General features: G+C 31.9%; 16 protein-coding genes and 2 rRNA genes. 4 read left to right on the top strand and 14 right to left on the bottom strand.

The window, feature by feature from the left end; genetic code table 11:
- Window positions 1-27: 27 nt before the first annotated feature.
- On the top strand, window positions 28-303 hold the full coding sequence (locus N4A44_04890) for a hypothetical protein (protein MCT4552976.1): 276 nt from the start codon (window positions 28-30) through the stop codon (window positions 301-303).
- Entirely contained in the window at window positions 303-656 is a 354-nt protein-coding gene (locus tag N4A44_04885) for a cell division protein ZapA (protein MCT4552975.1), read from the top strand. Before N4A44_04890 ends, N4A44_04885 begins: the two co-directional genes overlap by 1 nt.
- A gap of 165 nt (window positions 657-821) precedes the next feature.
- Here N4A44_04885 and N4A44_04880 read toward each other — a convergent pair whose 3' ends face one another.
- The gene (locus N4A44_04880; GenBank protein MCT4552974.1) at window positions 822-1,268 is read right to left on the bottom strand and encodes a helix-turn-helix domain-containing protein; all 447 of its coding nucleotides are present in this window, start codon (window positions 1,266-1,268) and stop codon (window positions 822-824) included.
- A gap of 88 nt (window positions 1,269-1,356) precedes the next feature.
- Here N4A44_04880 and N4A44_04875 point away from each other — a divergent pair, with 88 nt between their 5' ends.
- Window positions 1,357-1,716, top strand: a complete 360-nt coding sequence (locus N4A44_04875; GenBank protein ID MCT4552973.1) for an HIT domain-containing protein — start codon at window positions 1,357-1,359, stop codon at window positions 1,714-1,716.
- Between the two features lie 262 nt (window positions 1,717-1,978).
- Here N4A44_04875 and trmB read toward each other — a convergent pair whose 3' ends face one another.
- The 11 genes from trmB to N4A44_04820 form a co-directional block, all read right to left on the bottom strand.
- On the bottom strand, window positions 1,979-2,665 hold the full coding sequence (trmB, locus tag N4A44_04870; GenBank protein MCT4552972.1) for a tRNA (guanosine(46)-N7)-methyltransferase TrmB: 687 nt from the start codon (window positions 2,663-2,665) through the stop codon (window positions 1,979-1,981).
- Between the two features lie 67 nt (window positions 2,666-2,732).
- A complete protein-coding gene (locus N4A44_04865) occupies window positions 2,733-4,385 on the bottom strand; it encodes a S41 family peptidase (GenBank protein MCT4552971.1) in 1,653 nt (550 codons plus the stop codon).
- A gap of 24 nt (window positions 4,386-4,409) precedes the next feature.
- Window positions 4,410-5,324, bottom strand: coding sequence for a protein translocase subunit SecF (gene secF / locus N4A44_04860; GenBank protein MCT4552970.1), 915 nt, complete (start codon window positions 5,322-5,324; stop codon window positions 4,410-4,412).
- A gap of 174 nt (window positions 5,325-5,498) precedes the next feature.
- Complete coding sequence (gene secD / locus N4A44_04855) at window positions 5,499-7,079, bottom strand: protein translocase subunit SecD (GenBank protein ID MCT4552969.1); 1,581 nt, start codon at window positions 7,077-7,079, stop codon at window positions 5,499-5,501.
- A gap of 19 nt (window positions 7,080-7,098) precedes the next feature.
- Complete coding sequence (locus tag N4A44_04850) at window positions 7,099-7,464, bottom strand: hypothetical protein (GenBank protein ID MCT4552968.1); 366 nt, start codon at window positions 7,462-7,464, stop codon at window positions 7,099-7,101.
- A gap of 15 nt (window positions 7,465-7,479) precedes the next feature.
- A complete protein-coding gene (locus N4A44_04845; protein MCT4552967.1) occupies window positions 7,480-8,955 on the bottom strand; it encodes a nitronate monooxygenase in 1,476 nt (491 codons plus the stop codon).
- Window positions 8,956-9,098: 143 nt separating this feature from the next.
- Window positions 9,099-9,293 (bottom strand): hypothetical protein, encoded by a 195-nt coding sequence (locus N4A44_04840; GenBank protein MCT4552966.1) that lies wholly within the window; start codon window positions 9,291-9,293, stop codon window positions 9,099-9,101.
- 18 nt (window positions 9,294-9,311) lie between these two features.
- Window positions 9,312-9,734 carry a prepilin-type N-terminal cleavage/methylation domain-containing protein gene (locus N4A44_04835; GenBank protein ID MCT4552965.1) on the bottom strand — a complete coding sequence of 141 codons (423 nt, stop codon included), beginning with the start codon at window positions 9,732-9,734 and terminating at the stop codon, window positions 9,312-9,314.
- Window positions 9,735-9,796: 62 nt separating this feature from the next.
- Window positions 9,797-10,294 (bottom strand): SsrA-binding protein SmpB, encoded by a 498-nt coding sequence (gene smpB / locus N4A44_04830; protein MCT4552964.1) that lies wholly within the window; start codon window positions 10,292-10,294, stop codon window positions 9,797-9,799.
- Between the two features lie 72 nt (window positions 10,295-10,366).
- Window positions 10,367-10,588: a hypothetical protein gene (locus N4A44_04825; protein MCT4552963.1), complete on the bottom strand. Its 222-nt coding sequence runs from the start codon at window positions 10,586-10,588 to the stop codon at window positions 10,367-10,369.
- A 23-nt stretch (window positions 10,589-10,611) separates the two neighbouring features.
- Window positions 10,612-11,037: a hypothetical protein gene (locus N4A44_04820; GenBank protein ID MCT4552962.1), complete on the bottom strand. Its 426-nt coding sequence runs from the start codon at window positions 11,035-11,037 to the stop codon at window positions 10,612-10,614.
- 133 nt (window positions 11,038-11,170) lie between these two features.
- On the opposite strand from N4A44_04820, the gene N4A44_04815 reads away from it, so the two are divergent.
- A complete protein-coding gene (locus N4A44_04815) occupies window positions 11,171-11,746 on the top strand; it encodes a dihydrofolate reductase (GenBank protein MCT4552961.1) in 576 nt (191 codons plus the stop codon).
- A 108-nt stretch (window positions 11,747-11,854) separates the two neighbouring features.
- On the opposite strand, the gene rrf is transcribed toward N4A44_04815, so the two are convergent.
- Both rrf and N4A44_04805 read right to left on the bottom strand, forming a co-directional pair.
- A 5S ribosomal RNA gene (gene rrf / locus N4A44_04810) occupies window positions 11,855-11,970 on the bottom strand.
- Between the two features lie 155 nt (window positions 11,971-12,125).
- Window positions 12,126-13,101, bottom strand: a 23S ribosomal RNA gene (locus N4A44_04805); the annotation flags it as partial.

Below are 13,101 nucleotides of genomic sequence, written 5' to 3'. Positions count from 1 at the left end.
AAAATAAGCTTTAGCAAGAGAAATGTGATGGAGAATTTATTTCAAATAATAGAGGCGTTGGGGAAAGAAGCTAGAAGAACTCATGAGTTAGCTCTAAAACCAACTAACAACAGTAAGAAAAACAAAGAAAGCTTCCTAGAAAAGTTCGGAAGCAACACTTCTAATGTCGATACTCACAAGATTAAAAGGATAGAAGAAGCTCTTAAAAAATCTGAAGAAGAAAATCAAAAACTCCTAGAAAATAAAGAGCAAATCAAACTTAAAATCAAAACCCTTAAAAAATCTCTGGAAAAAATAAAATAATGAAAAATATTGAACTAAAAATATTAGGCAAAAGCTTTATAATATCTGCAAATGAAAGTGAAGAAGAACATCTTCAAATGCTTTCAGAATTCATTAATGAAAAATCATTTACTGGAAGCGAAGATTTTTCAACTAAAGCTCTAATGACATTAATAAATCTAGCTGATGAACTTTACAAAACATATAACAATATAGGTATGCAAAAAGAAATAATTTCTAAACAAAAAGAATTAAACCTTGGCGATAAAAAAGAAATAGAAAATCTTAAAGAAGATAGAGAAAAAACTGCAAGATTTTTGAGCATAGTTCTAAGTAAACTAAAAACAGCCAACAATCTACTAGAAAAGAAGTAGTTTGATCGCAACAAACCGTTTACGACTGGCCAGCAAGCAAGAATGCAAAGCATTCGCCAGCGGCTGAAAAAAGTGGGTTTGAAAAACTTTTAAGTCGCAACACAATAAGTAAAAAATAAAAGTGGGATAAAATCCCACCTTTTTTTATTTATATCCATAAAAACATTAGTCGTCTTTAATAGATTTATTTTTTCCTAGCGATGCTAAAGACATTACAAGCTCCATAACCTTTTGCTTCAAAGAATCATCATTTATTCTAGTGTAAGCCATTACAAGCTTATTACAATCCTTATCCATAAAAGGATCTGCAGATTTTGAAGAACCAAATTCTTCAGCTTCTTCCATAACCATTCCAGTAGCTGCATCCTCTCCTTCATACCCATCGAAGAAATAAGAAACAGGAACATTTAAAAACTTTGAAAATGAAAAAAGTCTACTTGCAGATATTCTATTAGAGCCATTCTCATACTTTTGTAGCTGTTGAAAAGTTATACCAACCTTCTCAGCCAAATCACTTTGACTAAATTTCAACATCATTCGTCTAACTCTAAGTCTCTGTCCTATATATTTATCAACATCACTAACCGACTTGACTTTTAACTCTTTTGGCATTAAAATCTCCCTATATTTTATATATCCAATTATAAGTTTAATCTAGCTTATATAACAAACCTTGTCAATAAAGAAATAGGAAAATATTATGCACAAAGAGATATACGATGATAAGAATGTATTCTTAAAAATAATAAATGGAACGATTCCCTGTGAAAAGATTCTTGAAACCAAGCATTGCATATCATTTTACAGCATCAGTCCTGCCGCAGATATTCACGCTCTAGTAGTTCCAAAAGGGAAATACACTAATTTTAATTCTTTCCAAGCAGAAGCTAGTATAGAGGAAAAAATGGACCTATTTGATGCAATAAATCAAGTTGCCAAAAAATTAGAAATTAAAAATAAAGGATATAAAATATTAAGCAACGTTGGAAAACAAGTTGCAATGATACCTCATGTGCATTTCCATGTATTACACGGGAACATAGATACAAGTAAGACTTAAAATTAAAAAGCCTCATTATTGAGGCTTCTTTCTATCATCCTAATAAAAAATTTAATCTTGGAGATTTGTTTACTTTTGATTTAGAAAATAAGTAGATTTCAAAATGAAGTAAATTGAAATCGTTTATGTTTTACCACAAACAAGGATTTCAATCCTAAGTGGTGGATTTTTCTGAAAATGATTCTGAAGTGTATAAATAATACATAAAGAAATCATTTCTCAGGAATAAATATTCAAAATTCACAAATCCAATAAAATTGGACTATTTTACAACATTAAAATCAAAGAACAAAGGCCTACGACCTTCTCTAACAGCCTTCTTCTGATATTTAGTCTTAGCCCATCCTAAAGGTTCTTTTTCATAACTCTGTAAATTTTTATAACCTATAGAATAACCATCAACCTTTGAAACCATCATCAAAGTCCAAAAGTTATAGTCATCTATATCAGACACAAACCTAAAAACACCGTTTTGCTTTAAAACTCTTTTGATCTGCTTCAAATTAACTTCCGAAACAAATCTTCTCTTATTATGTCTCTTTTTATGCCAAGGATCTGGGAACAACAATTGAACTCTATCAAATAAATCACTATCCAGTCCCTCAATAAATCTAACTGCATCACTAGGAACTATCAATATATTTTCTAATAATTCACCAGTTTCTTTTCTATGACCATCTATAAGACCTAATAAATTAGCATAACCATTAACAAAAAGCTCTATACCAACATAAAGGGTATCTTTATTATCTCTAGCTCCAAAAAAGGTACTTTCTCCTTGTCCAAATCCTATATCCAAAACAAACTTTTTATATTTACCTTTTAAAGCATTAAATTTATCTAAATCATATTTTAATACTGGCAAAAGATCCTCTATCAAACCTTCTTTATAAGCAGATAAAGCCTTACCTTTAGTTCTTCCATAAAAATTAGTAACAAGATTTTTCACAACATACCTCTTAATTAACGTTTCATATCAAGAGATTATATTAATATAAGCATAGAATACAAGAATTTTAATCCTCTTTATTAAACTTACTAAGCATAACTCCCATCAAGAAATCATAAACATCCGTATCAGAAACAATTTTTCTAGCCAACCTAGCATCAAGCTCATAAGATACATTTGTTTTATAAGGACAACCTTCTCTTAAAGCATCCGCTCTATTTAAAGCTAAATCATCATATTTACTAAACCAAATATCTCCTGGATAAGGTTCATACATACCTCCCTTAATAGAATTAAACAACTTCTCAATATCATCATCAGAAATTATATCATAACTGCAAATTAAAGGAAAAACACCGACTCCATTTAAAACATTATCATTTGAATAAAAGGCCGTATCAGGCAAAGATAATACCGATTTATTTGAAAGCTCAAATTCATTATAAATTCTACCTTCTCCATCCGAAGCTTCCCCAACTATAAAAGCCTTCATTCCAATTTGCATAGACTGAGCAAACATCTCCCCAGCTCCGGAAACACTTCTATCTGAAATTATAACAAAAGGAAGATCTCCCATATTTAAATTTTTATCAGTAATTATATCATTTTCTATGACTTCAAAATCACCATTATTTTTCTTATTTTCCAATACAGCTATAACACCTTCACTATAAAACATATCTATAAGCTTAAGAGCTTCATCTTTATTCCCAAAGACACTACCTCTTAAATCAACTATCATACCCTTAATATCATCTCTAGATAAATAAGAATTAACCGTTTCATAAAAATCATCAGAAACACCTTTAACAAAAGAATTTAAATGAAGAGTTAAAATTCCATCTGTAAAATCAGCCTGCAATAAACTCAAATTAACTTTATAATTAGTAATATAAATATCCCTAGGCTCTCTAGTAGAATAAGAGTAATAAGATAACTTATAAGTTTTCATTTCATCCAAAGAAAGTAGTTTTTCAACTTTCTGCTGAGACATACCCTTTAATGGAATATCATTTATAGAAACTATTAAATCCCCCTCTGCAACTCCTTGAGCAACCATATTAGGATTCATAGAAATATTAACCAATTGTATTCCAGCATCAACCATCCTATAGTTAAATCCGAAACTATAAGCTGACTTTCTGTAATTTTTATCCTTACGATCTTTAGATGTAGAAACATCAAACTCAGTCTTATACAAAGCATTTCTATCTAAAGTTTTTAAAACATAATTTAAAACAATATAAGAAAGCTCATCATTCCCAGCCCTCTTAAGATCTTTAGAATATTTTTTAGCATAATCAACTGCCGTTGCAAAAATTTTAGCATAACCTAAAGAAATATCCTTTTCAGATAAGACATCTGGCAAAGGAAAAGTTCCTAACAAATCATACCCCTTATAAATAAGCATTCTACTCTTAGTCTTATCTAAAGTTAAATCAGGAACAAATTTTTGCATAGACTCCAATGATGCTAAAAACAATTCATCATAAGAAGTTCCAGGAATATAATTATCATGAATACCCTTATAAGCCTCTCCAATAAATTTAGCAAAAGAAGCTTTATTATAACCATACGAATCTAAAGATTTATTATCATCCCAAGCCTTTTCAAAATTTTGTTTAACTTTATTAGAAACATAATTATCAAAATTAGCAAAAGAATCAGAAGAACTACCTAAAAATGCAATTAAAGATAATGCAGACAATATTTTTTTCATAGCTCCCCTCCTCATAAAAACTATTTATTCATTATCAAGAACTTCCTGCTTGATATCCATATTTAACAACAAAGGCATTGCAATAAATATAGAAGAATAAGTACCAACAACCACACCAAACAACATAGCCGAAGAAAATCCTTTTAATACTTCACCACCAAACACAAATATACATAAAACAGCAATTAATGTAGTCAATGAAGTCATGATTGTTCTAGAAAAAGTTTCATTCAAACTCCAGTTAATTAGTTCAAAAGGAGATTTCTTTTTATGCTTTTTAATATTTTCTCTCAACTTATCATAAGAAACAACCGTATCATTTATTGAATAACCCGCTATAGTAAGTATAGCAGCAACTGTCGCTAAAGAAAACTCTAATTGCAATAAAGAAAACATACCAAGTGTTAAAATAATATCATGAGCCAAAGCAGTCAATGCTCCAATAGAGAATGCAATATCAAATCTAATCCAAATATAAAAAGATATAGCAAGCAAAGACAAAACTACTGCCCAAACACCCTTTCTAATAAGCTCACCACCTACTTTAGGACCTACAACTTCAGTGTTTCTATATTCAACACCTTCACCCAAAATAGATTTAACTTCATTTACGAAATCACTTGGATTTTGATCTTCCTTAACAGCAATTCTAATATCAAAAATCTCTCCAGAATGTCCAATTTCTTGTATTTCAGGATTTAATGAAGATAATTCAGATCTCAAATAAGATATATTAATTTCAGAATTTATTTTTTTAACATCCATAGCCACTCCACCAGAGAAGTCTATACCAAAATTAAATCCTTTAGAAACTAATAGTGAAGTACTAAATAATACTAAACCAACAGAAAGTACATAACCTAACTTTCTTAACTTTAAAAAGTTAAATTTAGTTCTAGCTGGTATCAAACGAATTAATTTCATATCTTTAATATTCATATCTTTTCCTTTTTTTATTTTTCCAAAATCAAAATATTTTTATATTTAAATAAACAAGTATTTTATTCAAAGAAAGGTAAAATAGATTTTAAATTTTGTGAGTGTATAAATAATACATGATCAAAATTTTATAATCGATATTATGCCTTAAATTCGGATAAAAAACGAAGTTTATTATACAAATGGAATTTTTATATTCTTATTCTTATGTCCCCAACCTTCTAATAAAATCTTTCCAATAATTATAGATGAGAACAGTGTTGTTAAAATACCTATTGCAAGAGTAACTGCAAAACCTTTAATAGGACCTGTTCCAAATTGAAACAAAACTATTGAAGCTACAAATGTTGTAATATTTGAATCCAATATAGTTCCAACAGCTCTTGAAAAAGCTTCTTCTATTGCTCTTAAAGAAGATAATCCATTTGCACTTTCTTCTCTAATTCTCTCAAATATAAGAACATTAGCATCAACCGCCATACCAATAGTTAAAACTATACCTGCAATACCAGGCAGAGTTAAAGTTGAACCAAAAATTCCCAACAATGCGAATATAAACAACATATTACAAATAAGAACTATATCTGCAAACAACCCAAACATACCATAAGAAAGCACCATAAATACAGCAACCAATACCAGGCCTAAAACAGAGGCAAACTTACCAGCAGCAATAGAATCCGCTCCCAATCCAGCACCAACAGTTCTTTCTTCAACAACGTTTAAAGGAGCTGGTAAAGCACCAGACTTTAACATAGCTGCCAATTCTTTAGCTTCTTTAGCATTAAAATTACCTGTAATTTGACCTCTTGAACCAATTTCACTTTGAATAGTAGGATCACTTAAAACCTTACCATCAAGTACTATGGCCATTCTATTTCCAATATTTTCAGAAGTAAATTTAAGAGATGCTCTCGTTCCAACCAAGTCAAATTCCATCTCAACAACTGGCATTTGGTTTTGATTATAACCAACTCTAGAATCCGAAAGATTTTCTCCAGAAATAGCAATATCTTTATAAACAACTATTGCTCCAGCACCATCTGCCATATTAAGCAGTTCACTATCAGCTGGCAAAGCAACTGAACCATCTAAAATTTCATAAGGACTAACCTTATCATTAACTTTTTGGAAAGTCATTTTAGCAGTTTTACCTATCAAAGACTTAATATCTTCAGGATCACTAACACCTGGCAACTGAACAACAATTCTATCATCACCTTGTCTTTGAATAGAACTTTCCTTTGTTCCAACACTATCAATTCTTCGTCTAACAATTTCCATAGATCTATCAATAGCATCTTTAACTATTAATTCTTTACCTTTTTCAGAATATCTAACTATTAATTTATTACCTGAAACATCTATGTCTAAATTTAAATAATCTGTATTTAAAATTCTATCTCTAGCTTCTTCCAACTTATCAGCTTCTTTTATATTTAAAGAAACCATATCTTTACTAGATCTTAAATTTTTATAACGTATTTTATCTTCTCTTGAAAGATTTTCATCTCTTACTAAAACAGTACGGACAGTATCTTTCAACTGCAAATACTTCTCTTTCATTATAACTTCAGTATCAAGCTCCAAAGATATATATGCTCCACCCTTCAAATCAAGCCCTAAAGACAAAGCCTTATCAGACAAAAAGTTCGGCAAAGAATCTCTCTTAGATTCTGGAACAAAATTCACAGAAACAAATAATAGAGATAGAAGTATTAAAAATACAATTGAAAGATTTTTTTTATTTTTCATAACTGTCCTTTCCTAAGAATTATTTTCTATCTAAGTTGTCAAATATAATACCTTTAACAACTTCAAACTCAGCATCCTTGCTTTTAACAATAAAAGTTTCTTTATTAACTCTAACAACTTTTACTTTAAAACCATTCTTTAAAACAATATTATCACCTTTTTTCACGCTATCAATTAATGATCTTCTAAAACAAATCATTGAAACCATAGCAAATGGTAAAAATACCAAGAAACTAGCCATCATATATTCAACATAGTGATCAGACCAAGTAAACGCAGCCCAAAAAACTAAAACAACAGCCATTAAAAAGAATAACATATGAATAGATTCATAAGAAAAAAATCTATTCACGGAATCCAAAGAATTATTAACCAATTTTTTCATTTTATTTCTCCTCTTTTATTTTCCCTTTTTTATCTGCTCTATAAGCTCCTTTGTAGTTGGTATGAAATTACCACCTTGATAGAACTCATCTTGAGCAAATCTATATCCAGAATGACCACTAAATAGTAACCAATCATTTGGATTTGATTCATGAGCTACCGCACTCAATGATTTTCTAATACAAAAAGATCTAGCATCCGGTTTAATCAACAAACCTTCTCTTTGAGACCAACCTGAGAACATACAACCAGACAAACACCCAACACAATCTTTTTGATCTTGCCTAATTCTCTTAAAAGTATCTTGCTTAACGAACATAAGTTGAGAATCTGGTAATGTAACAATATGATCAAATCCCTCTTCTATAAACTTATCATAAACTTCAGCATCCTTTTCTGTTAAGAAAACAACACCTTTAATTTTTTCAACGTTTTCACCTAATTTACCTTCAACTTTATCCACAGCTTTATGAAGAAGCTTTCCAACTAAGCCACCAATAGAAGGAACAGGAACAACAAACCCCTTTTCTTCATCAATTTCTTTAGAAAAAGGCAACACTATCTTAGACTGAAGTTCTAATTCTTGCATAAATGCATTATTAACAGCTGAAGACCAAAAACCAGTGGGAGAATATTTTTGCAATCTAATATCACCCTTTTTCAAAGTAAAGAATTTTCTCTTTATTTCATCAGCCAAAGGAGACTCTTGAGTTAATAATGGCCTAGTACCAAATTGAAAAGCAACAGGACCAACTTCAGGATTATCTATATATTTTTCCCAATCAGTTAAATTCCAAACTCCACCAGCTATAATAATAGGATTATTATTTAAACCAATTTCATTCATATATTTTCTAATCTCAACTATTCTATCATAAGGATCTTGGTGAATTTGAGGATCTTCAGAGTTAGACAATCCATTATGACCACCAGCTTTCCAAGGATCTTCATAGATTACACCACCAAAATAATCACCGTATTCTTTAAACCCTCTTTTCCAAAGAAGCTTAAAAGCTCTAACTGAAGAAACGATAGGATTATAATAAACACCTCTTTTAGCACAAATTTCTGCTAATTTAAATGGCATACCAGCCCCAGATGAAACTGCGTCAATAGACCCATCACAACCATCTAGAATGCCTTCCAAAATTTCTTCACAAGCACCCATCTCCCAAAGTACATTCATAAAAACAGCACCTTTATCACCTGAAATCTCTCTAGCAAGCTTAGCTTGAGCTATTCCACCTTTAATAGATTGTTCAACTATTTCTTTTTGTCTTTCTTGACGAGTCTTTCCATGAAACTTATAAGGTAATACTTTACCATCTTTATCTAACATATCTGGAGAAGCAGCTGAAAAAGTACCTATACAATCTTCTGCAGCCCAAGCCCCAGAAGTTTTTCCTGTTGTTAAAGCAATTCCTTTTCCGCCTTCTATTAAAGGCCAAACCATTCTACCAGCTAATTTAATTTTCTTTAAATTTATACCCATTTTAATAAATATCTTTCCTAATTTTTTAATATTTTATCTGGAAATAAGTATAATGATTAAAAATTAAAACACAAGAACTTTAGGGAAAATTAACTTATATAAGTAAATATAAAAAAAGGTTGCCAATTAGCAACCTAATATGTCTATTTAAACTTAACTAAAAAAGCAGAATCTGCATCTTCTCCATCTCCAGCCAAACTAACACGATGATCCAAGTCACCCAAGCTAAATCCACCTTTTGATGGCGCCTCATCCTCAGGTGCTGGTATAGAAAAAGCATTTTCTACAAAAGTAAATGAAAATAATACAAACATAGATAAAAACAATTTATTTTTCATAACAATTTCCTTTCATTATTAATTACAAAATGAGCCTTCTCCATTACTCCAATCTTGAGATCTAAGTAAATTACACTCTTCTTCGGTTAAACCTAAAACAACAATTCCAAAAGATTCTCCACCATCAGCAGAAACAACTTCGTATCCAAAGCCAGAAGCTCCAACTTTACCAAAGCCATTATACTCTTTCATTAAACCAGTATCAACAAACGCTGATTCATAATCCTTTGTATTACCCCATTCCAAATAATCACCAGATGCAGAAACACTTCTAACCTGCTGAGCTATAGTTGCCATTTCAGCTTTAACATTATTAACTTTTACATTTTTAGTAGCCATAGTGTAAGCAGTAATACCTAAAACTGTAATAACAGCCATAATACCTAGCACACCAAGCATTTCGATCATAGATCTACCTTTTTGATTTTGTCTTAATAACATGCTATATCCTTTCATAATTTGAAATTAAAATAGCAAATTTTTAGAAGTTATACAACATAATTTTATGAATTTTTCATAATTCTACGAGTTTCTCTATCAGCATCTCGCTTCTTGATAGTTTCTCTCTTATCATACAACTTTTTACCTTTTCCAATACCAAGTAAAATCTTAGCCCTACCTTTATCATTAAAATACATTTTCAATGGAACTATAGTAGAATTTTTATCATTAAATACAGCGTTTAATTTATGAATTTGTTTTTTATGTAATAGAAGTTTCCTTTTTCTACCAGGATCATGAGACTTATTATTAGCACCCTGCAAATAGGCATGTATAACAGAATTATATAAAAACAACTCCATATTCTCAGGCACAGCATAGGCATCTTTAATATTACACTTTCCTAACCTTAAAGATTTAACCTCCGTCCCTGTCAGAACCACACCCGCTTCTAAAGTTTCCAAAATCTCATAATTAAAACGTGCCTTCCTATTTTCCGAAACCACTCCATGAGAAATATAATTCTTTTTATTCTTATTTTTATCTTTAACCTTTGTCATAATGAAGAAAATATAACCAATTAAAGAGATTTTTGCAATAAAAAAGGTTGGGATTAACCAACCTTAAACAATTTAATCAAAAGTTATACCCATTTTATAAGTATCACCTTCTGATCCCCCATCAACAAACGGATTTTCTTCAAATTCAAAAGGCTGTTCTGATGGACCCTCATAAGCAGGACTATCAACATCCGGCAATCCATATCCAGGATCCGGAGCTACCATAGAATTTGAAACACCTACATTAGTAGATACAAATAGCAATAAACAAATAAATAATTTTGTAAGTTTCATATTAAAATCCTCCTTTTATAAAACTAATTTGAACAAGGTACTAAAGTACTACCAGCCCAATCTTGAGCTGCTAATAAGTTACAATCTTCATCCTCTAGGCCCAAAACATTAACTGTAAAAGAATTTCCTCCATTAGCAGAAACAATTTCATATCCTACCCCAGAAGATCCTGTTGCTCCAAAAGCATTATAAGATTTCATTAAACCAGTATCAACAAAAGCTGACTTAAAAGTTCTACTACCACCCCAATCAGAATATCCTCCTGAAGAAGAAATACTCCTAACTCGTTGAGCTATTGTAGCTATTTCAGCCTTTGCATTATTAACCTTAATATTCTTAGTAGCCATAGTATATGCCGTAATACCTAAAACAGTAATAACTGCCATAATACCTAAAACTCCAAGCATTTCGATCATAGATCGACCATATTGTCCTTTTCTCAATAACATTACTTCATCCTTTCACAGGAAAGTATATCAAAAAAGAAGCTTCCAAACAACCTAAAATATATATTAACTTAAGGAAATTTAATAAATAAAATTAATACTATTAATCTAATATAAATCTTAAATTTTAAAAATTATGGGTGAAATAAAAGATGCTAGCGAAATATTAGCTAATGTCCTATCAGAAAAGGCAACAATAACTTTAATAGTTGCTAAAAATCAAAAAAATATCATTGGAGTAGGCAAGACTATGGCCTGGACTAAAAAAGAAGTCAGAGGAGAACAAACATATTTTAAATATGTTACACAAGATAGTGCTGTTATAATGGGAAGGTCTAGTTATGAAGATATCCCTATAGAACATCGAGAAATGCCAGGAAGGCAGATGATAATTCTAACAACTAACAGGGAATATAAACCATTTTCAGAAAATCACAGTATTGCAAATTCCTTTGAAGAAGCGATTCACATCGCTAAATTAAAAAATGCAAAAAACATTTTTATAGCTGGTGGAGGGAAAGTTTATGAACAAGCCATCAAAGAAAAAACCTTTGACACAGCTCTCATAACGGAAGTAGATATAAATATAGCTTCTCCAGAAGTTATAACATTTTTTCCCCAATTAAGCAAAAAAGACTTCCTTGTTGAAGAGCTTAAAGGAATTAAAGGTGAAAACTGGGAACTATTCAGATGGACAAGAATCACCAATTAAAAATCTATTTAAAAAAACAAAAAACGCCTCATTATTTGAGGCTTTTTTCTTTTAATTAAAACTTTAAAAGAGAATTTTAAATAAAAAAAGACTTTATATTCTTTAAAAATCCAGCAACGACCTACTCTCCCAGACCAATAAGATCAAGTACCATCGGCGCAAAGAGGGGGCACGGTTCAGTTCGGGATGGAATGAAGTGTAGCACTCTCGCTATAATCGCTGGATCATTAAAAAACATAAAGCCTTTCTAATGAAACATAATTTAACATTTATAATAATTTCTTTATCAGTAACTAGTTTTAATTGAACACACTATCTCAAAAGAGATAAGGTTAATTATTTTGCTATAAAAGCAACACTAATCAATTTAATTAATGTGCTATTTAAGCCAATTGAGTTATTAGTACAGGTTAGCTAAATACTTCACAGTACTTACACACCCTGCCTATCAATGTGGTAGTCTTCCACAACTCTATAGGGAAATCTAATCTCGAGGCTGGTTTCCCGCTTAGATGCCTTCAGCGGTTATCCATTCCAAACATAGCTACCCAGCGGTGCCACTGGCGTGACAACTGGTACACCAGAGGTTTGTTCATCCCGGTCCTCTCGTACTAAGGACAAACCCTCTCAAATTTCCTACGCCCACGGCAGATAGGGACCGAACTGTCTCACGACGTTCTGAACCCAGCTCGCGTACCTCTTTAAATGGCGAACAGCCATACCCTTGGGACCTTCTCCAGCCCCAGGATGAGATGAGCCGACATCGAGGTGCCAAACGGTGTCGTCGATATGAACTCTTAAACACCATTAGCCTGTTATCCCCGGAGTACCTTTTATCCGTTAAGCTATGACCCTTCCATACAGAATCACAAGATCACTAAGACCGACTTTCGTCTCTGCTCGAGATGTCTCTCTTGCAGTCAGGCTGGCTTTTGCCTTTATACTCAACATCCGGTTTCCAACCGGACTGAGCCAACCTTCGCACGCCTCCGTTACTCTTTAGGAGGCGACCACCCCAGTCAAACTACCCACCACGCATTGTCCCCGACCCCGATAAGGAGTCTAGGTTAGATATCACACAATAGAAGGGTGGTATTTCAAGGATGACTCCACTTCAACTGACGCCAAAGTTTCAAAGTCTCCCACCTATCCTGCACATCTAGTGCATAATATCAATACGAAGCTGTAGTAAAGGTTCGCGGGGTCTTTCCGTCTAACCGCGGGAACTCTGCATCTTATCAGAGAATTCAATTTCGCTGAGTCTATGTTGGAGACAGTGGGGAAGTCGTTACGCCATTCGTGCAGGTCGGAACTTACCCGACAAGGAATTTCGCTACCTTAGGACCGTTATAGTT

The sequence above is a fragment of the Alphaproteobacteria bacterium genome (assembly GCA_025210155.1).
Lineage (GTDB): Bacteria > Pseudomonadota > Alphaproteobacteria > Rs-D84 > CASDRH01 > JAOASE01.
Note: the sequence above shows the minus strand (reverse complement) of the source record. Positions and strands in the feature narration are given on the sequence as shown.

What these genes read in the sequence shown, in the direction of transcription:
- N4A44_04890 (MCT4552976.1), top strand. Translation starts at nt 28, where the DNA reads ATGGAGAATTTATTTCAAATAATAGAGGCGTTGGGGAAAGAAGCTAGA.
- N4A44_04885 (MCT4552975.1), top strand. Translation starts at nt 303, where the DNA reads ATGAAAAATATTGAACTAAAAATATTAGGCAAAAGCTTTATAATATCT.
- N4A44_04880 (MCT4552974.1), bottom strand. Translation starts at nt 1,268, where the DNA reads ATGCCAAAAGAGTTAAAAGTCAAGTCGGTTAGTGATGTTGATAAATAT.
- N4A44_04875 (MCT4552973.1), top strand. Translation starts at nt 1,357, where the DNA reads ATGCACAAAGAGATATACGATGATAAGAATGTATTCTTAAAAATAATA.
- N4A44_04865 (MCT4552971.1), bottom strand. Translation starts at nt 4,385, where the DNA reads ATGAAAAAAATATTGTCTGCATTATCTTTAATTGCATTTTTAGGTAGT.
- secF (MCT4552970.1), bottom strand. Translation starts at nt 5,324, where the DNA reads ATGAATATTAAAGATATGAAATTAATTCGTTTGATACCAGCTAGAACT.
- secD (MCT4552969.1), bottom strand. Translation starts at nt 7,079, where the DNA reads ATGAAAAATAAAAAAAATCTTTCAATTGTATTTTTAATACTTCTATCT.
- N4A44_04850 (MCT4552968.1), bottom strand. Translation starts at nt 7,464, where the DNA reads ATGAAAAAATTGGTTAATAATTCTTTGGATTCCGTGAATAGATTTTTT.
- N4A44_04845 (MCT4552967.1), bottom strand. Translation starts at nt 8,955, where the DNA reads ATGGGTATAAATTTAAAGAAAATTAAATTAGCTGGTAGAATGGTTTGG.
- N4A44_04840 (MCT4552966.1), bottom strand. Translation starts at nt 9,293, where the DNA reads ATGAAAAATAAATTGTTTTTATCTATGTTTGTATTATTTTCATTTACT.
- N4A44_04835 (MCT4552965.1), bottom strand. Translation starts at nt 9,734, where the DNA reads ATGTTATTAAGACAAAATCAAAAAGGTAGATCTATGATCGAAATGCTT.
- smpB (MCT4552964.1), bottom strand. Translation starts at nt 10,294, where the DNA reads ATGACAAAGGTTAAAGATAAAAATAAGAATAAAAAGAATTATATTTCT.
- N4A44_04825 (MCT4552963.1), bottom strand. Translation starts at nt 10,588, where the DNA reads ATGAAACTTACAAAATTATTTATTTGTTTATTGCTATTTGTATCTACT.
- N4A44_04820 (MCT4552962.1), bottom strand. Translation starts at nt 11,037, where the DNA reads ATGTTATTGAGAAAAGGACAATATGGTCGATCTATGATCGAAATGCTT.
- N4A44_04815 (MCT4552961.1), top strand. Translation starts at nt 11,171, where the DNA reads ATGGGTGAAATAAAAGATGCTAGCGAAATATTAGCTAATGTCCTATCA.